Here is an 18,331-nt window from a genome sequence, read left to right as displayed (position 1 = left end):
GGCGTGGCATTGTTATACTTATCATATTAGCATAGGCGTTTTAGCCCCGGCCAAGCTCCCGGCGAACGGCCTTGGCCAAAATCTCCTGCCCCTCGGGGGACCGGAGGGCCTCCAGCGCGGCGGAGCGGACCAGCGCCTGGAAGGAGGGGCTCTTCAGCAGGGCGCCGAACACCGCTCCATCCTCCTGCACCGCCGCCGGGCGGTTTTTTTTCGGTGCGGGACGGGCCGCCGGAATCTGGACCGGCCCGTCGTCGCCGGGCACACCGCCGCTGAGCCAGCTCTCCCCGCCGGAGGGGTCGTCGCTCTCTCCCCGGAGATAGGCCAGGGAGACGCCGAAGTACTCCGCCAGCTTCTTCTGCTGGTCCTGGGAGGGCGTCTGCCGTCCGGTTTCAAACTTCTCCGCCGCCGTCTTGGGAAAGCCCAGGGCGGCCGAAAGCGCGGGGCGGCTCAGGCCCCGCTCGGTGCGAAGCGCCTCTATGCGCTGTGCGATTGTGATCATGATACAACCTCCGTTTGTCAGCGCCGGTCCGGCAGGAGCGTCACCGCTCCCGTCCGCCGGGTGGAGTTCAGATCAATGAGGCGCTGGTTGGAGCTGCCCCGGAAGCGAAGGGAGATGTCCTTCAGCGCCTCCACATAGCGGCCGTCCACCAGTACGTCCAGAAGGCCCAGCAGCTCCGCCGTCGCCTCGCAATGGGCATGGGTTCCCTCCTCCAGCAGCTCTTCATAGGTAAAGCCGCTGTACGCCCAAACGCTCTTCTCCGGATAGGCCGCCTTCACCCGCCGGACGAAGGGAAGCAGCGCCCTCTGGTTTTCAGGCTCGAAGGGCTCGCCTCCCAAGAGGGTCAGCCCGTTGACATAGCTGGGGGACAGCAGGGACAGGATGCGCTCCTCCGTCTCTTGGGTGAAGGGCTGCCCATAGTCAAAGGCCCACGTCTGGGGCTGGAAGCAGTGCCGGCAGCGATTTGTGCAGCCGGAGACGAAGAGGCTCACCCGAACCCCCTCGCCGTTGGCGATGTCGCAGTCCTTGATCTCGCCGTAATACATGGCCGCTCCTTTCGCGCCTTACAGATGCAGCACCCGGTCGCGAATCTCCTGGGTCCGGCCCTGGTTCCAGAACTGGGTCCCGATGTAGCCGCAGGTCCGCCGGGCCACGTTCATCTTGTCCTGGTCCGTATTGCCGCACTTGGGGCACTTCCAAACCAGCTTGCCGTGCTCCTCCACGACCTGAATCTCCCCGTCCCAGCCGCAGACCTGGCAATAGTCGCTCTTGGTGTTCAGCTCCGCGTAGATGATGTTGTCATAGATGAACTTCATCACCTGGAGCACCGCCTCCAGATTGTTCTGCATGTCCGGCACCTCCACATAGCTGATGGCTCCGCCGGGGGACAGGTGCTGGAACTGCGCCTCGAATTTCAGCTTATCAAAGGCGTTGATCGGCTCCGTCACATGGACGTGGTAGCTGTTGGTGATATAGCCCTTGTCGTTGATGCCCTCTATGATGCCGAAGCGGCGCTGGAGGCACTTGGCGAATTTGTAGGTAGTGGACTCCAGCGGGGTGCCGTAGAGGCTGAAATCAATGTTGTGCTCCGCCTTCCACTTCCGGCAGGCGGCGTTCATGGTCTCCATGATCTGGAGGGCAAAGGGCGTGGCGGAGGGGTCCGTGTGGCTCTTGCCCGTCATGTACTTCACGCACTCGTACAGTCCCGCGTAGCCCAGGGAGATGGTGGAGTAGCCGCCGTAGAGCAGCTTGTCGATGGTCTCCCCCTTCTTGAGCCGGGCGCAGGCGCCGTATTGCCACAAAATGGGGGCCACGTCGGAAGGAGTGCCCTTCAAACGCTCATGGCGGCACAGGAGGGCCCGGTGGCAAAGCTCCAGCCGCTCGTCGAAAATCTTCCAGAACTTCTCGACGTTCCCGCCGGAGCTCAGGGCCACGTCGGGGAGGTTGATGGTGACCACGCCCTGGTTGAACCGGCCGTAGTACTTGGGCTTTCCCGTCTCCGGGTCCACGTAAGGCGTCAGAAAGCTGCGGCAGCCCATGCAGGTGTAGCAGTGGCCCTCGCCGTTCTTGTCCACCTTCAGCTCCAGCATCTTTTTCTCGGAGATGTAGTCCGGAACCATCCGCTTGGCGGTGCACTTGGCCGCCAGCTTTGTGAGATACCAATAGGGGGCGTCCTCCCGGATGTTGTCCTCCTCCAGCACGTAGATGAGCTTGGGGAAGGCGGGGGTGATCCACACGCCGTCCTCGTTTTTCACGCCCTCGTAGCGCTGGGCCAGGGTCTCCTCGATGATAAGGGCCAGGTCCTTCCGCTCCTGCTCGTTTCTGGCCTCGCCCAAGTACATGAACACCGTCACAAAGGGGGCTTGTCCATTGGTGGTCAGAAGCGTCAGCACCTGATACTGAATGGTCTGCACGCCGCCCCGGACCTCCTCCCGCAGGCGGGATTCCACCAGGGCGGAGAGGTGCTCCTCATCCAGGACAATACCCACGTCCTTCAGCTCCTGCTCCACAATCACCCGGAGCTTCTTCCGGCTGACGTCCACAAAGGGGGCCAGATGGGCCAGGGAGATGGACTGGCCGCCATACTGGTTGGAGGCCACCTGCGCCACAATCTGGGTGGCGATGTTGCAGGCGGTGGCGAAGCTGTGGGGCCGCTCGATCATGGTGCCGGTGATGACGGTGCCGTTTTGCAGCATGTCCTCCAGGTTCACCAGGTCGCAGTTGTGCATGTGCTGGGCGAAATAATCGGAGTCGTGGAAGTGGATGATGCCCTCCTGATGGGCCTCCACGATCTCCTTGGGCAGCAGCAGCCGCTCGCTGAGGTCCCGGGAGACCTCGCCGGCCATATAGTCCCGCTGGGTGGAGTTCACCACGGGGTTCTTGTTGGAGTTCTCCTGCTTGGCCTCCTCGTTGCAGCATTCGATGAGGCTGAGGATGCGCTCGTCCGTGGTATTGCTCCGGCGGACCAGGGAACGGGTATAGCGGTATGTGACGTAATTCTTCGCCACCTCAAAGGCGCCGTGGGCCATGATCTGATACTCCACCAGATCCTGAATCTCCTCCACGGAAGGGGAACGGCCCATTTCCTGGCAGGCTAGCTCCACAGACTCGGCGATCCGCCGGACCTGGGTGGAGGTCATGCGCTTCGCCTCTTCGATGCTTTCGTTGGCCTTGGTGATGGCCGCCATAATCTTGGTGATGTCGAATGAGACCTCGGCGCCGTTCCTCTTAATAACTTTCATGCGGTATCCCCCTATATCGAATGTATATCTGTTTTGACCACAATACTTCGGCAGCGGGGCGAGTATATCACACAAGATATGGGGGACGCAAGTGTTTTTTGCGACAATCCCCCAAAATTTTTCCGGCGGGTGCGGCGGGAAAATCTCCCAACGCCGTGGGCGCAAGGGTTTGCGGGAGTTTGGGAAATGCTGTAAATTTTTTTCCTCGGAGAGGCGGTCTATTCCCCCTCGGCCAGACGGTAGCCCACGCCCACCTCAGTGAAGAGGTATTCCGGCTCGGCGGGGTTCCGCTCGATCTTGCGGCGGATGTTGGCCATGTTGACCCGCAGAATCTGGTTGCCCCCTCCGGCCCGGGGGCCCCAGAGCTCCCGGATGATAAAGTCGTAGGTCAGCACCTTCCCGGCGTGCTTGCCCAGCAGGGCCACGATGCGGAACTCGCTGAGGGTGAGCTTCACGTTTTTCCCCCGGACCAGAACCTGGTGCTTGTTGTAGTCGATGACCAGCTCTCCCACGGTGTAGGTGCCCTTTTGGGCGATCTCGCCGTTGCCGCTGGCGGTGCGGGTGTGGCGGATGGCGGTGCGGACCCGGGCCAGCAGCTCGGCGGTGCCGAAGGGCTTGGTGAGATAATCGTCGGCCCCCTGGTCCAGGGCGGTGACCTTGTCCCGCTCGTGGGACCGGGCGGAGACCACCACCACCGGCAGGCTGGACCAGCTGCGCAGCTGGCGGAGAATGTCCAGCCCGTCCATATCCGGCAGCCCCAGGTCCAGAATCACCAGGTCCGGGCAGTGGGAGGAGAGCATGGAGAGCCCCTCCCGCCCGGTGCGGGCCTGCACGGTCTCATAGCCCTGCCCGTCCAGCACGGCGGCGATGAACTGGGCGATGCTCTTCTCATCCTCAATGACCAGTATCTTTTCCCGGATGTTCATGACGGCACCTCCTTGGCGGTCAGGGGCAGAGAGAAGAAGACCTCCGCCCCCTGGGGCAGGTTCCGGGCCCCGATGGTTCCCCCGTGGGCCAGAACGATGGCCCGGCAGACGGAGAGCCCCAGGCCCATGTTCCGCTTCCCGTCGCCGTCCGGGGGGCGCTGGGGTTTGAGGCGGCCGTCAAAAAGGCTGTCCAGCTCGTTTTTGGGGATGCCCCGGCCGTCGTTCCGGACAGCGAACCGGGTGCAAGCGCCCTCCTTCTCCAGGGAGAGGGCGATGTTGGCGGCCCCTCCGTGAACGGCGGCGTTCTCCAGGAGGTTGGCCAGCACCTGTTCTATGAGAATGGGGTCCATGGGTACCATCACCAGCTCCTCCGGCACGGAGACGGCGACGTTTACCTTGGGAAAGCGCCGGCGGAACTTTCGGGCCGCCTCGCCCAGCACCTCCTCGGCGGGCTCCGGCTCCTTGGCGATGGGGGCCTGATCGTCCCCCATGCGGGTGATGGAGAGGAGGTTTTCCACCACCCGGATCAGCCATTGGGCCTCCTCCCGGGCGTTTTCCAGCAGCTTCCGCTGCTCCTGGGGCGAGAGGCCCGGGTTCTCCAGCACGGCGGAAGTGGACCCCACGATGGACGTCAGCGGCGTCCGGATGTCGTGGGAGACGGAGCGCAGAAGGCCGGAGCGCATCTTCTCCCGCTCGTTCTCCGCCAGGAGGCTGGCCTGCCGCTTGGCCTGGGCGGTGAGGGTGCTGGTGATGAGGGAGATCATCAGCAGCGTGAAGAAGGTCAGCGGATAGCCGGGATTGTGGAAGTCGAAGGCCCAGTAGGGATACGTGAAGATAAAGTTGACGAAGACCACCCCCAGGATCACGGAGAGGAACCCATAGAGGTAGCCGCTGGTAAGCCGGGAAATCAGCAGCACCGCCAGCACGAAGACCGGGGCGGCGAAGCCGTCGATGCTGCCCGCCAGCCGGAGGAAGAAGCACAGCAGCACCGCGCAGAGGAGAATGACGGCCGTGACAAAGAAGTCCCGCCGGGAGACGGGAAAGAGGGGAGAGACCCAGGGTTTGCGGAAGGCCATGGCGGAAGCTCCTTTCACCAACAGCATGTCGTTTTCTTTATTATAACAGGAGTTCCGGCAAAATTCAATCATCAGCCCCGGGGCTTCCGGCCAGCGCCCACCAAGCCCTTGAGCCACAGCGCATCCCGCCGCCCCACCACCCGGAAGGCCAGCCACAGCGCCCCCAGCGCCAGCAGATAGCATCCCATGGGAACCAGAGCCCCCGCCGCTCCCGCCTGGGGACGGAGAAGGAATCCCGGCAGCGCGGCGGCAGCGGCGCAGAGAAACGCCCGCACCGCCGGGCCCGGAGTGAACCGCAGGCCCGCCGACTGTCCCAGCCGCCGGAGGCTCAGGGCAAAGTTCACCAGGTGGGAGGCGGCAAAGCTGAAATAATAGCCCCCCATGCCCCACCGGGGCAGCAGCAGCCAGAGAAGGGCCACGTCCAGCAGGTTCGTCATGAGGTTGTAGCGGGCGTTGGCGCTCTGCTGGCCCAGGCCCTTGCACATGGCGTCCACCACGACGTCCAGGTAGAGAATGGGGACCAGGGGCGCGTACAGCCGGAGGCAGGCCCCGGCGGCCTCGCTGTGATAGAGCAGCTCTCCCAGGGGCCGGGCGGCGGCAAAGATCATCCCTCCGGCGCAGATGCCGAAGAGCCAGGAGACCCGCAGCCCCTGCCGGGCCAGGTAGCGGACCCGGACCTGCCCCCGGCGGCGGGCGCAGCGGGAGAACTCCGCCACCAGCAGATCCGCCAGGGAGGCCAGGATGGCGGCGGGAAACATCAGCACCGGGAAGACCATGCCGTGAAGGACGCCGTAATCCGCCATGGCGTTCACCGTCCCGGCGAACAGGGCCAGCCGCCGGGGGATGATGAGATTTTCAATGGTGTTCAGCCCCGCCCGCAGATCGTCCGCCAGCCCCACCGGCAGCGCCATGCGGGCCACCCGCCGCCAGGGCGGGCGGTCCTCCCGGCCGGCAGGCGGCCCCTCCTGCCGGAGCGCCCACAGAGCCCCCAGGGACAGCGCCGCCGCCGCGGAGGACCCCAGGGCCACGGAGAGGCAGGCCCGCTCCGTATTCTCCCCCGCCCAGCGGGCGAGCAGGGCGAAGGTGACCGCCATGGAGCAGCCCTGCTCCAGAAATTCCACCGCCACCAGAGTCCGCAGCCGCCCGGCGGCGGTGAAGAGGCCGGTCATCACGCCGTTCAGGCAGCCCACGGGCAGAAACAGGGCGAAGGCCCGGAGGGCCGCCTCCCCGGCGGTGTCCCCAATCCAGCCGCAGGCAATCCGGGGCGCGAGGGCCCACATCCCCGCCGCCGTGGGCAGGGAAAAGAGGAGGCAGTACCAGACGCAGCCCGCCAGGGCGGGCCGGACGTTCCGCCGCCGCCCCAGGGCCTCGGCGGAGAGGTAGAGAGCGCAGGTCCGGGCCCCGGCGGAGCCGACGGTGAACGCCAGCATCCGCACGGAGAGGACCAGCTGCAAAAGGCCCACCCCGACGGCTCCGACCCGGCCGGAGAGATAGACCTGAAAGCTCATGCCCGCCAGGCGGAGCACGAGATTCGCGCCGGTGAGCAGCAGAGCGCCGTAAAACATGGAGCTTCCCTTTTTCAAAACAACACCCCCGTCCTACACTATATGGACGAGGAGGGGAGGGTAGGACAAAAAGGGTTCGGGTTGAACCGGCGGCGGGGCTGTGGTACAATCAAAGTCACCCCCACAAAACCTCGAATAAAAAGCCGGAAAGGAACACACAAATGAACATCGCCGTCATCGCCGGAACCCCGGTGGACACCCGGATGGGCGCCGGGTTATTAAAGAAAAAAGGAGCCCGGGCCCTGGGCTTCCCCGTCTCCCAGACGCCGGAGGAACAGACCATATTCCAGACCGGGCCTCAGACCGCGCGGGAGCGCGCCGTGGGAGCCATTCTGGACCGCATCCGCGCGCAGGGCCTGGAGCGGGTTTTGCTTTACTGCAACTCCCTCAGCGCCACCATCGACGCCCGCGCCCTGGCGGAACCGCGGGGTCTCCGGATTTGGACGCCCATGGACGTTTATGGCGAGATCGCCCGAACCTATCGCCGGGTGGGCGTTCTGGCCGCCAACTGCCAGGGCGCCGCCGGAGTGGAGCGGGCCATGGTGAACGCCTCGCCGGAGATTCTGGTCCTGGGCGCGGCGAACCTGGCGCTGGTCCAGGGCGTGGAGGCGGGAACGCCGCCGGAGATCCTTGTGGAGGACTGCGGCCTGGAGACGCTGCTCCGCTTCTTCGAGCAAAACGGCGCGGAGGCGGTGGTCCTGGGCTGCACCCACTTCCCCTATGTAAAGGCGGCTCTGCAAAGGCGGACGGACCTCCCTGTCCTGGACCCCTCGGAGCGGCTGGCGGAGCTGGTTTTGGGCCGCTGAGAAAGCTGTCCCGGCGGGTAATCGATTGCGCCCCCACTTTCCGCCTGCGGGGGAAAATTTCCTCTTTTTGGGCGGAGGCGGGAAGGCTGTGAGGCCGTAAGGGTTCCGCAGGAAATTACAAATTTTCCAGAAAAATCACCGTTCACAGTCTGGACATTTTTTGAAGATGGGTGTACAATGCAAGGAAGTATGTGATAGTCTGTCCAGGCACGTCAGCCCGTCCCGACGGTGGACGGTCTTTCCGTCCGCGCCCGGGCCGCTGTCAGGAGTAAAAAATGAGGTGAAATAATGGCACAAGCGTTCTTTGGCGGCGTTCATCCCCACGACATGAAAGCCGCAACCAATGAAAAGGCCATCGAGCAGCTGCCTGCCCCGGCTCAAGTGGTCATTCCCATGTCCCAGCACTTCGGCGCGCCATGCACCCCCCTGGTGAAAGCCGGCGACCACGTGAAGGTGGGCCAGAAGATCGGCGAGTTCCGCGGTCTCGGCGCTCCCATTCACGCCAGTGTCTCCGGCACCGTCAAGGCGGTGGAGCCCCGGCCCTATTCCATGGGCGGGAACATCCTGTCCGTCATCATCGACAACGACATGCAAAACGAGGTCAGCGAGGAGGTTCAGGCCCCCGCCAACCCGGACGCCCTTTCCGTTGACGAGATGGTGGAGATCGTGAAAAACGCCGGCATCGTCGGCATGGGCGGCGCCACCTTCCCCACCCACGTGAAGATTTCCGGCGGCATCGGCAAGGTGGACACTGTCATCATCAACGGCGCGGAGTGCGAGCCCTACATCACCGGCGACCACCGGGCCATGCTGGAGCGGCCGGAGGAGATCGTCGGGGGCGCGACGTACCTCGCCAAGATGTTCGGCGTGGAAAAGGTCATCATCGGCGTGGAGGTCAACAAGCAGAACGGCATCGACCAGCTCAACAAGACCATCGCCGAAAAGCACGCCCCCGTGGTGGTGGAGGGTCTTCGCTGCCGCTACCCCCAGGGCGGCGAGAAGCAGCTCTGCCAGGCCATCACCGGCAAGCAGGTGCCCCCGGGCGGCCTGCCCAGCAACATCGGCTGCGCCGTGTTCAACATCAACACCACCTGCGCCATCTACAAGGCCATCACCACCGGCATGCCCGTGGTGAAGAAGGTGGTCACCGTCTCCGGCTCCGGCGTGGTGGAGCCCAAGAACGTGGAATGCCCCATCGGCACCCCTGTCTCGGCGCTGTTTGACTTCTGCGGCGGGCTGAAGGACGGTACTTATAAACTCATCGCCGGCGGCCCCATGATGGGCATGGCCCAGTACACCGCCGACATTCCCGTGGCCAAGGGCACCGGCTGCATGCTGGCCTTCTGCGAGAAGGAAGAGCAGACCGTCGAGCATCCTCAGTGCATCCGCTGCGGCAAGTGCGTGGGCGTGTGCCCCATGCACCTGGAGCCCCTGTTCCTGTACCAGTACGCCTCCAAGGGCCTGGTCGACGAGCTGAACGACGCCCACATCATGGACTGCATGGAGTGCGGCGCCTGCGCCTACACCTGCCCCGCCCGGCTCCACCTGACCCATATGTTCAAGACCGGCAAGCAGCTGGTGAAGGACGCCGCGGCCAAGGCCAAGGCCGCCGCCGAGGCCAAGAAAGCCGCCGAAGAGGCGAAAAAGGAGGTTGTCAACAAATGACGGACTATAAGAATCTCAAGCTGATCGCCACCTCCTCGCCCCACATCCGCGGAAGCGAGACCACCCAGGGCATCATGAAGGACGTCATCATCGCTATGCTGCCCGCCCTGGCATACGCCTGCTTTAACTTCGGCCTCCGGGCCCTGACCCTCACCGCCGTGTCCGTAGCCGGATGCGTCTTCTTCGAGTGGCTGTACCGCAAGCTGATGAAGAAGCCCCAGTCCGTTCTGGACCTCTCCGCCGTGGTCACGGGCATGCTGCTGGCCTTTGTCAGCCCGGTGCAGATTCCCTATTGGATGATCCTCATAGGCGACGCCTTCGCCATCCTCATTGTCAAGCAGCTCTTCGGCGGCATCGGCAAGAACTTTGTGAACCCCGCCCTGGCGGGCCGGGCCGTGCTGCTGGCCAGCTACGCCGGGTCCATGACCACCTGGGTGGAACCCGCCGCGAATAAGGCGGCCATCTTCGGGTCTAATGTGGACCTCGTCACCGCCGCCACCCCCCTTTCTTATATGAAGGGCACGGACCCCGCCGCTCTGGCGGAGAGCTTTGGGAACCTCATCGGGACTTACAGCGTGAGGGAGATGTTCCTGGGTCAGACCGGCGGTTCCCTGGGCGAGGTTTCCGCCCTGATGCTGATTATCGGCGGCGTGTATCTCATCTGGCGGAAGGTCATCAACTGGCAGACTCCCGCCGCGTACATCGGCACCGTGGCCGTCCTGACCTTCCTCTTCCCCAAGGCCGGTTCCAGCCTGGACTGGATGCTCTACAGCATCTTTGGCGGCGGCCTTATGCTGGGCGCGTTCTTCATGGCCACCGACTACGCCACCTCCCCCATCACTAAGAAGGGCCAGCTGATCTTCGGTGTGGGCTGCGGACTGTTCACCGTGCTGATCCGTTATTTCGGGTCTTATAACGAGGGCGTGTGCTACTCCATTATGGTGATGAACCTGTTCGTGCCCTTCATTGACAAGTACACCAAGCCCATGCGCTTCGGCGTTGTGAAGAAGGAGGGAGCCGCGAGATGAGCACCGCGAATAAGGAAAAGGTTCAGATGGATCCTGCGTACATTATAAAGTTGACCGTGACGCTGCTGGTGACCTGCATGGTCGTGGCGGCGGCTCTGGGCGGCGTCAACGCCGTCACAGAGGAAAAAATTGACGAGATCAACCGGGCGAAAACCGTGGAGGCCATGAAGGCCGTGGTGGCGGACCCCGACAACACCACCTTCTCCGACAAGCTGGCTCTCACCGACGAAATGACCGCCGCCTCCGGCAGCGTCGCTCTGGACTCCGTGTACGAAGCCCAGGTAGGCGGCGCGACTGTGGGCTACGCCATCAAAGTGGTGGCCAGCGGCTCTCAGGGCAAGATCGAAATGATGGTGGGCGTGGACAGCGAGGGAGCTGTCACCGGCGTGTCCATTGTCAAAAACGCCGAAACCGCCGGAATTGGCTCCAAGGTCATGACCAATATGCCCACTGCCTCCGGCGTGGGCGTGCTGAGCCAGTTTGAGGGCAAAAGCGCCGCCGACGGCGTCCTGACCGTGGGGTCCAACGTGGACGCCATCTCCGGCGCGACGGTCTCCACCCGGGGCGTGACCAACGGCGTCAACGCCGCGCTGGCCGTGGCCGGCGTGATGGGCTGAGAAAGGGGGAGCTGAAACATGAATATCGGGAAACAGTTTAAAGAGGGTCTTCTGACCCAAAACCCCGTTCTGGTGCAGATGCTGGGCCTGTGCTCCACCATGGCGATCACCACCTCCATTATGAACGGTTTGGGCATGGGCGTGTCTGTGCTCATCATCTTGACGGCGGCCAATGTGGTCATCTCCGCCATCCGGAAGATCGTCCCGGACAAAATCCGCATCGCCATGTTCATCGTGGTCATCGCGGGCTTTGTCACCTGCGTGGATTTGCTGCTGCAAGCCTTCTTCGAGTCCATCGCCGCCTCTCTGGGTGTGTTCATTCCGCTGATCGTGGTAAACTGCATCATCCTGGGCCGGGCGGAGTCTTTCTCCTATAAAAACGGCGTGGGCGCGTCCTTCTTCGACGGCATCTTTCAGGGCCTGGGCTACACCGCCGTGCTGCTGGCCATGTGCTTCATCCGGGAGCTGCTGGGCGCGGGCACGCTGGCGGGCTTCCGCATCATTCCGGAGCAGTTCCCCATCGGCATTCTGACTCTGCCCGTGGGCGGCTTCCTGGTGCTGGGCTTCCTCATCGCCGCTATGCAGTGGGCGCTGTCCAAGAGTAAGGAGGGCAAGTAAATGGATCAGATTTCAAAACTCCTGGCAATCACGCTGGGCGCCATCTTGGCGAATAACTTCATTTTCTCCCAGTTCCTCGGCATCTGCCCCTTCCTGGGCGTTTCCAAGAAGGTGGACACCGCCGTGGGCATGGGCTTCGCCGTGACCTTTGTCATGGGCCTGGCCTCCGCCATCACCTGGGTGGTGTACAAGTTCATCCTGGTGCCTCTGGATTTGGAGTATATGCAGACCGTGGCATTCATTCTGGTCATTGCGTCTTTGGTGCAGTTCATCGAAATGTTCCTCCAGAAGTCCATGCCCTCTTTGTACACGGCCCTGGGCGTGTATTTGCCCCTGATCACCACCAACTGCGCGGTGCTGGGCGTGGCCCTTCTGAACATCCAGGAGAGCTACAACTTCATCGAGTCTGTGGTCTACGGCATCACCGGTGGCATCGGCTTCCTGGTTGCCATCGTGCTCTTTGCCAGCATCCGGGAGCGGCTGGTTTTCGCCGAGTATCCCAAGAGCTTTGAGGGGTTCCCCATCGCGCTGGTCACCGCCGGTCTCATGGCCCTGGCGTTCATGGGCTTCTCCGGCTTGGTAATTTGGTAAGGAGGGCGGTTGCATCATGATGAATATTTTATTCGCGGTAGCCGTCCTGGGCATTCTGGGCGCGGTGTTCGGCCTGGTCCTGGCCGTGGCCTCCAAGATTTTCGAGGTGAAGAAGGATCCCCGTGAGGAAGCGATATTGGGCCTGCTGGCCGGCGCGAACTGCGGCGGCTGCGGCTATCCCGGCTGCGGCGGCTGCGCCGCCGCCATTCTGGCGGGAGACGCGCCTGTCACCGCCTGCGCCCCTGCGGGGGCGGAGAACGCCGCCGCCATTGCCAAGATCATGGGCATGGAGGCTCCCACTGGAGAGCGGCAGGTGGCCTTCGTCCGCTGCACCGGCGGCGTCAACGCCAAGAAGCGCTATGACTACGTGGGTGTGAAGGACTGCATCTCCGCAACCAAGGTGGCCGGCGGTCCTCTGGAGTGTGCCTTCGGGTGCCTGGGCTTTGGCTCCTGCGTGGCGGCCTGCCAGTTTGGCGCCATGTCCATCGGCCCCGGCGGCACCGCCGTGGTGGACCCGGACAAGTGCACCGCCTGTATGGCCTGCGCCAGCGCCTGCCCCCGGCATCTGATTACCTCCGTCCCCGTCTCCAAAAAGGTCCACGTGGGCTGCGCCAATCAGGACAAGGGCAAGGCGGCCATGAGCGTCTGCTCCACCTCCTGCATCGGCTGCGGCCTGTGCCAGAAGGAGTGCAAGAAGGACGCCATCCATGTGGAAAACGGCGTGGCGGTCATTGACTATAAAAAGTGCGTGGGCTGCAAGCTCTGCACCAAGGTCTGCCCGAGAGACGCCATCCTCCCTGTGGCAACGGCTGAGGAGAAGGAAAAATACAAGGCCATCAAGAAGGCCCAGGCGGAAAAAGCCAAGGCTGCGGCGGAGGCTTCGGCGAAGTAATGATCTGTCTTTGACGAAGTTTCACTTGTTTAGGTAAACCGACCTGCAAAAGCCAACCTGTCACAGGAACATGTGGCAGGTTGGCTTTGCTGTTGGCAGCGCCAAAGGCAACCCCCGGCTAAGCCGAATCTCTTTCATATACGCAACAGACCAGACCGTACAGAAGGCGGTCTGGTCTGTGTTTTCAAATATTAAAAAGGATACAAAAACACTTGGCGGCATAGAAAAAACCGGCGGCTGCGTTGGGGTGTTTATCTTAATGAGATTGGGCCTGGCCGGAGGTTTTGACTCTTTTGTCAAACCAGTTGGCTCTGCTGGCGGATTTAAAGGAGCGGCCGGCCTCTGGCAACTGTCACAGGATATTTGGGTACATCCCGGCTGTGGATATCGGCTTTTTCCCTATTTGGCCGTCTTCCGCCACTTCCCGCAAACAGCGCGCTGCGGAATTTCCCGCCTGTCTGCGGCGGATGATGCGGTCAATACTTTGCGATGGCGGCCTTGATCATGGAGACGCACTCGCCGGCAATGGGAGCATCGCTTTCGGCCAGCTCCGCCAGCGGAGCCCGTACACTGCCGCAGTCGGGACCGTCCATCCGGCGCAGCACTTCTTTGATCATGGCGTACATGTTGCCATGGCCGGAGCACAGCTTGGAGATGATCTGGCAGCAGTCGTCCTGAATTTTCAGAGCGGTGGTCAGATCACCGGATTTGACGCACTCGAAAAGCTTGATATACAGCTCAGGCATCGCGCCGTAGGTTCCGCCGATGCCGCCGGCGGCGCCCATGACCAAACCGGAAATCAACTGCTCGTCGGGGCCATTGAAGACGATGGCGCCCTCGCTGCGCCACATTTGGATGTCCTGAGTGGGCATGGAGGAATTCTTGACGCCGATGCAGCGGGGATTTTTCAGCATTTCCTTCAGCAGAGGCACGCTTAAGGCCACGCCCGCCAGCTGCGGGATGTTATAGATGATAAAATCCGTGTTGGGAGCCGCGCTGGAAATGTCGTTCCAGTACTTGGCGATGGCGTAAGGAGGCAGATGGAAGTAGATAGGGGGAATGGAAGCGATGGCGTCCACGCCAAGGCTCTCGGCATGCGCCGCCAGCTCCTGAGAATCGGCGGTATTGTTGCAGGCGACATGGGCGATGATGGTCAGCTTGCCCTTAGCCTCCGCCATGACGCTCTCCAAAACCGCCTTGCGCTCTTCCTTACTGTGGTAAATGCACTCGCCGGAGGAACCGCCCACATAGAGACCCTTGACGCCCTTGTCAATGAACCACCTGGTCAGCGTCCGGGCGGCCTCTGGATCAATTTTGCCTTCGGCGTTATAGCAGGCGTAGAAAGCGGGGATAATGCCCTCGTACTTTGTGGTATTCATAGCGATTCTCCTCCTAAAAAACATATGTTGTACGTAGTTTGCGTTTTACACCCTGAACTTGTAGCAGGCCTTCTCCACCAGACAGCCGCTGCCATTCATGACCTTGACCTTATGCGCATCCTCGGGAAAGACGATGAGAATGTCCCCGGCAGTCATGGGGAACCAGACCTCCACGCCGCCTTCGTAGCCGATGAAATCCTCCTCGGGCTTCTGGACGGTCATCTCCAGCGTTTCCACATTGGAAACGCCAATCTTTTCGCGGCCGGACAGGAGAACGTGCATATCCCCGTACCTTTCGTGCCCCTCCCAGATGGCCTGTTCCGGGGGCATGGTCTGATAATCAAAGCGGTTGACGAATGCCTGCTCACCGTCAATCTCATTGCGGCCCATGTGAAGCCGGCTCAGATCTGTGCCCAGCAGATGGCGGATAGCGGCATCCAGACTGCCGCTTATGCCCAGGCAGCGTTCGATGTGCTTGCGCTTTGTATAGATCAAAAAACCACCCTTTCGTACTGAAATTTATGAAAAAGTTTGGAACGCCGTTTATAGTGCGGAGGCGCGCGGTACTCTCATACGGCGTAGTCTGCGCCGTTCCGGTGAAGAATAAAACCGCGAGGATGCCTTTGAAACGTTATCAGTGGAACGGTGTTGCTTTATCGAAAGTTGACATCAAACGAGGCTTCAAGAAGGAAATGTTTATTCAAAATTATGATAACATGTGCGGCTCCGGAAAGCAATAGAGGAACCGAATTTGCAAATATGACAAAGTAACCAAAATTTTTAAGAATAATTCTCATCATGGAATGCTGGAAAAAGATTGAAATGCGGAGGGTATTTGTTTATAGTATATATGAAATGAAAAATGCCGCCTGGAAAACATGGGCAGTTTCACAACGTATTCAACGGCCCTGGCCGCTGAAGATATTATTTTGAGGAGAGGGAAAAAGATGAAAAGAAGGATCGCAGCGCTTGCAATTGCCGTTGTCAGCATCATTGCCTTGGCCGGGTGCGGCGGCGCATCGGGAGGGGGCGCGTCCGGCGGAGGCGAGTCGGCTCCGCCGGAGGAGAAGGCCGTCACCTTGAAAATTGGCTTCCAGGCAAACACGTCCTCCAATGAGTACAAGGCCGCAGAGATGCTTGCCGAAAAGGCAAAGGAGTACTCAAACGGGTCCATTACCGTGGAAATCTATCCCGGCGGACAGCTCGGCGACGACCGGGCCATGATCGATCAGGTTGCGGCCGGCGCGCTGGATATGGTCTATGCGGAGACCGGGCGGCTTGGCCTTTGGGAGCCGGAGCTGGAGATTTTTGGCTATCCCTTTGCCTTCGACGATTTCGACCACATGATGCGGACTCTGAACGATACGGAGTACGGCAAGTCGATCTACGAGAGGCTGGAGGCCAGAGGCTGGAAAATCCTTGCCGACGCGTATAACGGAACCAGGCAGACCACGTCCAACCGAAAGATCGAAACCATCGCCGACATGAAGGGCATGAAGCTGAGAGTCCCCAATGCCGACGCGAACCTCGCCTTCGCGAATTATTCCGGAGCGGCCGCTACGCCGATGCCCTTTGCGGAGGTGTATCTGGCGCTGAAGACGAACGCGGTTGACGGACAGGAGAATCCGCTTTCCACCATCGACGCCCAGAAGTTCTATGAGGTTCAGGAATTCTGCGCTCTGACGGGCCATATTATCAATGACAACAACTATATCATCAGCAAGATCGTCTTCGACAAGCTCTCTCCGGCGCAGCAGGAGGCGATTACAAAGGCCACGGTAGAAGCGGCCGAGTTCCATACGACGACCTTCACGGAAGATGAAAAGGCCCTGATTGAAAAGTTTGAGGAGAACGGCATGACCATTACAACTCCGGATAAGGCGCCGTTCAGAGAGGCCTGCGCCCCGATGTATGACGAATATGTTTCGAAGTATGGCGACGCTGCCGTCAAGGCCATTGAGGAAGCGAGACAATAACCGGCAAATTAGGGGGCCCTTCTGGGCCCCTTAACTCGATACCATTGGTATTCATGGTCTTTGGGAGGGTTTCAAAATGAAAGACGGCAAAATCAAAATCCAAAAGCCTGCAGATGCGGTTCACGCGCTGGAGAAACTCGAGCAATATGTTGCGGTCATCCTGTTTAACGTGATTCTGTTCTCTCTGTTCTGGCAGGCCGTATCAAGAAAGATTGGCTCTCCTTCCGCGTGGACAGATGAGACGAGCCGCCTCCTGTTCGTGTGGATGGGCGTTCTTGGCTGCCACCTTGCGCAGAGGGAAAATATTCATGTCAGAATTGACGCCATACTGCTCTCTCTTCCGAAAAAGTTCCAGCTCTTTATCGAGGCTTTTATCAATGTGGTAATGATCGGCCTTCTGTCTATGGTGTTCTATTATACGATCTCCATCGTGCAGAGAAAGACCTATACGCCGCTGGTAACACTGGGAATCAGCGAGAGCTGGCTGTATGGCGCGATGTTTTTATGGACGGTCTTGACAATCTTGGAAATGATTGCGCAGCTTGTCAACATTGTCAAGAATGGCGAAGTTGTAAGAGCATGGGTGGTCGAGGACTCGAAAAATGACTTTTACGACATAAAGGAGGCCGAGTAACATGCAGATGGTATTGACCTTCGTACTATGGTTTATCCTAATCATGCTGGGCGTTCACGTAGGATACGCCCTGATTATGGCCTCCATCTTCTTTTTTGCAGCGTCGGGAGGCTGGAATCTCGTTCCCTTTGCGCTGGAGCAGATGTTTAACGGCGTAAACAGCCAGACATTGCTGGCCGTACCGTTCTTCGTCCTTGCGGGCAACCTGATGAACGGCGGCGGCGTGACCACCAGAATTTTCGATTTCGCCGCGTCCATGATTGGACACAGAAAAGGCGGTCTCGCGCACGTAAACGTAGTCGCGTCCCTGATTTTCTCCGGCATGTCGGGTTCGGCCCTCGCGGACGCGGGCGGACTTGGGCAGCTTGAAATCAAGAGCATGAAGGACGCGGGCTTCGACGAAGGCTTCGCCGGCGGAATTACGGCGGCAAGCTGCATCATCGGGCCGTTGGTTCCGCCCTCCACTCCGCTTATCATCTATGCGGTGCTTGCAAACCAGAGCGTTGAAAAACTCTTCATGGCGGGTTTCCTGCCGGGTTTGCTCACGACTGCTGCGCTGATGATTATGTGCTCGATTCTTTCCCATAAAAGAAACTATCCCTCAGAGCCCAAGCGGAGCTGGTCCTACCGGGCAGACTCCTTCAAAAAGAGCTTTTGGGCACTTTTGACTCCGGTGATTATCCTCATCGGTATCTTCACGGGTTACTTCACCCCCACCGAGGCGGCCGTGGTGGCGGCGTTGTATACGATGATTCTCGGGTTCTTTGTATACAAAGAGCTCACGTTGGACAGCTTTTTCAAGATCTGCATCGACTCCATCAAGACAAGCGGAACCATTGTGCTGATGATTCTCGGCGTGACGCTGTTCCAGTTTGTGATCTCTCGTGAGCAGATGCCGCAGGCGATTGCCACGTTCTTTACGAGCCACGTGAGTTCGAAGCTCATGCTGCTCCTGATGATCAACATCGTACTGCTGATTCTCGGTACATGTATCGACGCGCTTCCGCTCCAAATGATCCTGGTGCCGATTTTGCTCCCCGCAGTCCTGGCGTACAACATCAACCCCATTCACTTTGGCGTCGTCGTGATTTTCAACCTCATGATCGGCATCCTGACGCCCCCCATGGGCACCGCCTTGTTTGTCGTCGCCCGAGTTGGAAACATGCAGTTTAAGACCCTGATGAAAGGCGTAGTCCCGTTCCTAATTCCCCTTATCATCACCCTGATTCTTTTAAATATCTTCCCGGAGATCACGCTCATACTCCCCAGGCTGCTTACGGGAGGAGTATAATTCGAAAGCGTATCATGACGCATCCAT

Annotated in this window: 19 protein-coding genes; 11 read left to right on the top strand and 8 right to left on the bottom strand. The window is 60.5% G+C overall.

Going from position 1 to position 18,331, the window contains the following annotated elements:
- Positions 1–40 precede the first annotated feature (40 nt).
- The 6 genes from QZ329_RS00455 to QZ329_RS00430 form a co-directional block, all read right to left on the bottom strand.
- The gene (locus QZ329_RS00455; protein WP_295747178.1) at positions 41–499 is read right to left on the bottom strand and encodes a helix-turn-helix transcriptional regulator; all 459 of its coding nucleotides are present in this window, start codon (positions 497–499) and stop codon (positions 41–43) included.
- A 17-nt stretch (positions 500–516) separates the two neighbouring features.
- Positions 517–1,044: an anaerobic ribonucleoside-triphosphate reductase activating protein gene (gene nrdG / locus QZ329_RS00450; protein ID WP_295747176.1), complete on the bottom strand. Its 528-nt coding sequence runs from the start codon at positions 1,042–1,044 to the stop codon at positions 517–519.
- Between the two features lie 18 nt (positions 1,045–1,062).
- Positions 1,063–3,240, bottom strand: a complete 2,178-nt coding sequence (gene nrdD / locus QZ329_RS00445) for an anaerobic ribonucleoside-triphosphate reductase (RefSeq protein ID WP_295747174.1) — start codon at positions 3,238–3,240, stop codon at positions 1,063–1,065.
- Positions 3,241–3,458: 218 nt separating this feature from the next.
- Positions 3,459–4,166, bottom strand: a complete 708-nt coding sequence (locus QZ329_RS00440; protein WP_295747172.1) for a response regulator transcription factor — start codon at positions 4,164–4,166, stop codon at positions 3,459–3,461.
- Positions 4,163–5,242, bottom strand: coding sequence for a DUF4118 domain-containing protein (locus QZ329_RS00435; RefSeq protein WP_295747170.1), 1,080 nt, complete (start codon positions 5,240–5,242; stop codon positions 4,163–4,165). Before QZ329_RS00435 ends, QZ329_RS00440 begins: the two co-directional genes overlap by 4 nt.
- Positions 5,243–5,313: 71 nt before the next feature.
- Complete coding sequence (locus tag QZ329_RS00430) at positions 5,314–6,825, bottom strand: polysaccharide biosynthesis C-terminal domain-containing protein (RefSeq protein WP_295747168.1); 1,512 nt, start codon at positions 6,823–6,825, stop codon at positions 5,314–5,316.
- A gap of 143 nt (positions 6,826–6,968) precedes the next feature.
- Between QZ329_RS00430 and QZ329_RS00425 the strand changes: the two genes are divergently transcribed.
- The 8 genes from QZ329_RS00425 to QZ329_RS00390 all read left to right on the top strand — a co-directional run bounded on the left by QZ329_RS00425 (position 6,969) and on the right by QZ329_RS00390 (position 13,526).
- Entirely contained in the window at positions 6,969–7,613 is a 645-nt protein-coding gene (locus tag QZ329_RS00425; RefSeq protein ID WP_295747166.1) for an aspartate/glutamate racemase family protein, read from the top strand.
- 288 nt (positions 7,614–7,901) lie between these two features.
- On the top strand, positions 7,902–9,278 hold the full coding sequence (rsxC, locus tag QZ329_RS00420; RefSeq protein WP_295747164.1) for an electron transport complex subunit RsxC: 1,377 nt from the start codon (positions 7,902–7,904) through the stop codon (positions 9,276–9,278).
- Positions 9,275–10,306, top strand: a complete 1,032-nt coding sequence (locus QZ329_RS00415; RefSeq protein WP_295747162.1) for an RnfABCDGE type electron transport complex subunit D — start codon at positions 9,275–9,277, stop codon at positions 10,304–10,306. The genes rsxC and QZ329_RS00415 overlap by 4 nt, the downstream gene beginning before the upstream one ends.
- Complete coding sequence (locus tag QZ329_RS00410; protein ID WP_295747160.1) at positions 10,303–10,923, top strand: RnfABCDGE type electron transport complex subunit G; 621 nt, start codon at positions 10,303–10,305, stop codon at positions 10,921–10,923. Before QZ329_RS00415 ends, QZ329_RS00410 begins: the two co-directional genes overlap by 4 nt.
- An 18-nt stretch (positions 10,924–10,941) precedes the next feature.
- Complete coding sequence (gene rsxE / locus QZ329_RS00405) at positions 10,942–11,541, top strand: electron transport complex subunit RsxE (protein ID WP_295747158.1); 600 nt, start codon at positions 10,942–10,944, stop codon at positions 11,539–11,541.
- Positions 11,542–11,550: 9 nt separating this feature from the next.
- Entirely contained in the window at positions 11,551–12,132 is a 582-nt protein-coding gene (gene rsxA, locus QZ329_RS00400) for an electron transport complex subunit RsxA (RefSeq protein WP_365351164.1), read from the top strand.
- A gap of 16 nt (positions 12,133–12,148) precedes the next feature.
- Positions 12,149–13,024 carry an RnfABCDGE type electron transport complex subunit B gene (locus QZ329_RS00395; RefSeq protein WP_295747154.1) on the top strand — a complete coding sequence of 292 codons (876 nt, stop codon included), beginning with the start codon at positions 12,149–12,151 and terminating at the stop codon, positions 13,022–13,024.
- A gap of 70 nt (positions 13,025–13,094) precedes the next feature.
- Positions 13,095–13,526, top strand: coding sequence for a hypothetical protein (locus QZ329_RS00390; protein WP_295747152.1), 432 nt, complete (start codon positions 13,095–13,097; stop codon positions 13,524–13,526).
- On the opposite strand, the gene QZ329_RS00385 is transcribed toward QZ329_RS00390, so the two are convergent.
- Both QZ329_RS00385 and QZ329_RS00380 read right to left on the bottom strand, forming a co-directional pair.
- Positions 13,501–14,403 (bottom strand): dihydrodipicolinate synthase family protein, encoded by a 903-nt coding sequence (locus QZ329_RS00385; RefSeq protein WP_295747150.1) that lies wholly within the window; start codon positions 14,401–14,403, stop codon positions 13,501–13,503. The two genes, QZ329_RS00390 and QZ329_RS00385, sit on opposite strands and share 26 nt — an antisense overlap.
- Positions 14,404–14,448: 45 nt before the next feature.
- Positions 14,449–14,898 (bottom strand): YhcH/YjgK/YiaL family protein, encoded by a 450-nt coding sequence (locus QZ329_RS00380; protein ID WP_295747148.1) that lies wholly within the window; start codon positions 14,896–14,898, stop codon positions 14,449–14,451.
- Positions 14,899–15,350: 452 nt separating this feature from the next.
- Here QZ329_RS00380 and QZ329_RS00375 point away from each other — a divergent pair, with 452 nt between their 5' ends.
- The 3 genes from QZ329_RS00375 (at position 15,351) to QZ329_RS00365 (ending at position 18,304) form a co-directional block, all read left to right on the top strand.
- Positions 15,351–16,379, top strand: a complete 1,029-nt coding sequence (locus tag QZ329_RS00375; RefSeq protein WP_295747146.1) for a sialic acid TRAP transporter substrate-binding protein SiaP — start codon at positions 15,351–15,353, stop codon at positions 16,377–16,379.
- A 76-nt stretch (positions 16,380–16,455) separates the two neighbouring features.
- On the top strand, positions 16,456–17,013 hold the full coding sequence (locus QZ329_RS00370) for a TRAP transporter small permease (RefSeq protein ID WP_295747144.1): 558 nt from the start codon (positions 16,456–16,458) through the stop codon (positions 17,011–17,013).
- Position 17,014: 1 nt separating this feature from the next.
- Positions 17,015–18,304 carry a TRAP transporter large permease gene (locus QZ329_RS00365; protein WP_295747142.1) on the top strand — a complete coding sequence of 430 codons (1,290 nt, stop codon included), beginning with the start codon at positions 17,015–17,017 and terminating at the stop codon, positions 18,302–18,304.
- The last annotated feature ends 27 nt before the right edge of the window (positions 18,305–18,331 follow it).

This window comes from uncultured Oscillibacter sp., from assembly GCF_910579365.1.
GTDB lineage: Bacteria > Bacillota > Clostridia > Oscillospirales > Oscillospiraceae > Oscillibacter.
The sequence above is the reverse complement of the archived record's forward strand: the minus strand, read 5'-3'. Positions and strand labels throughout refer to the sequence as shown.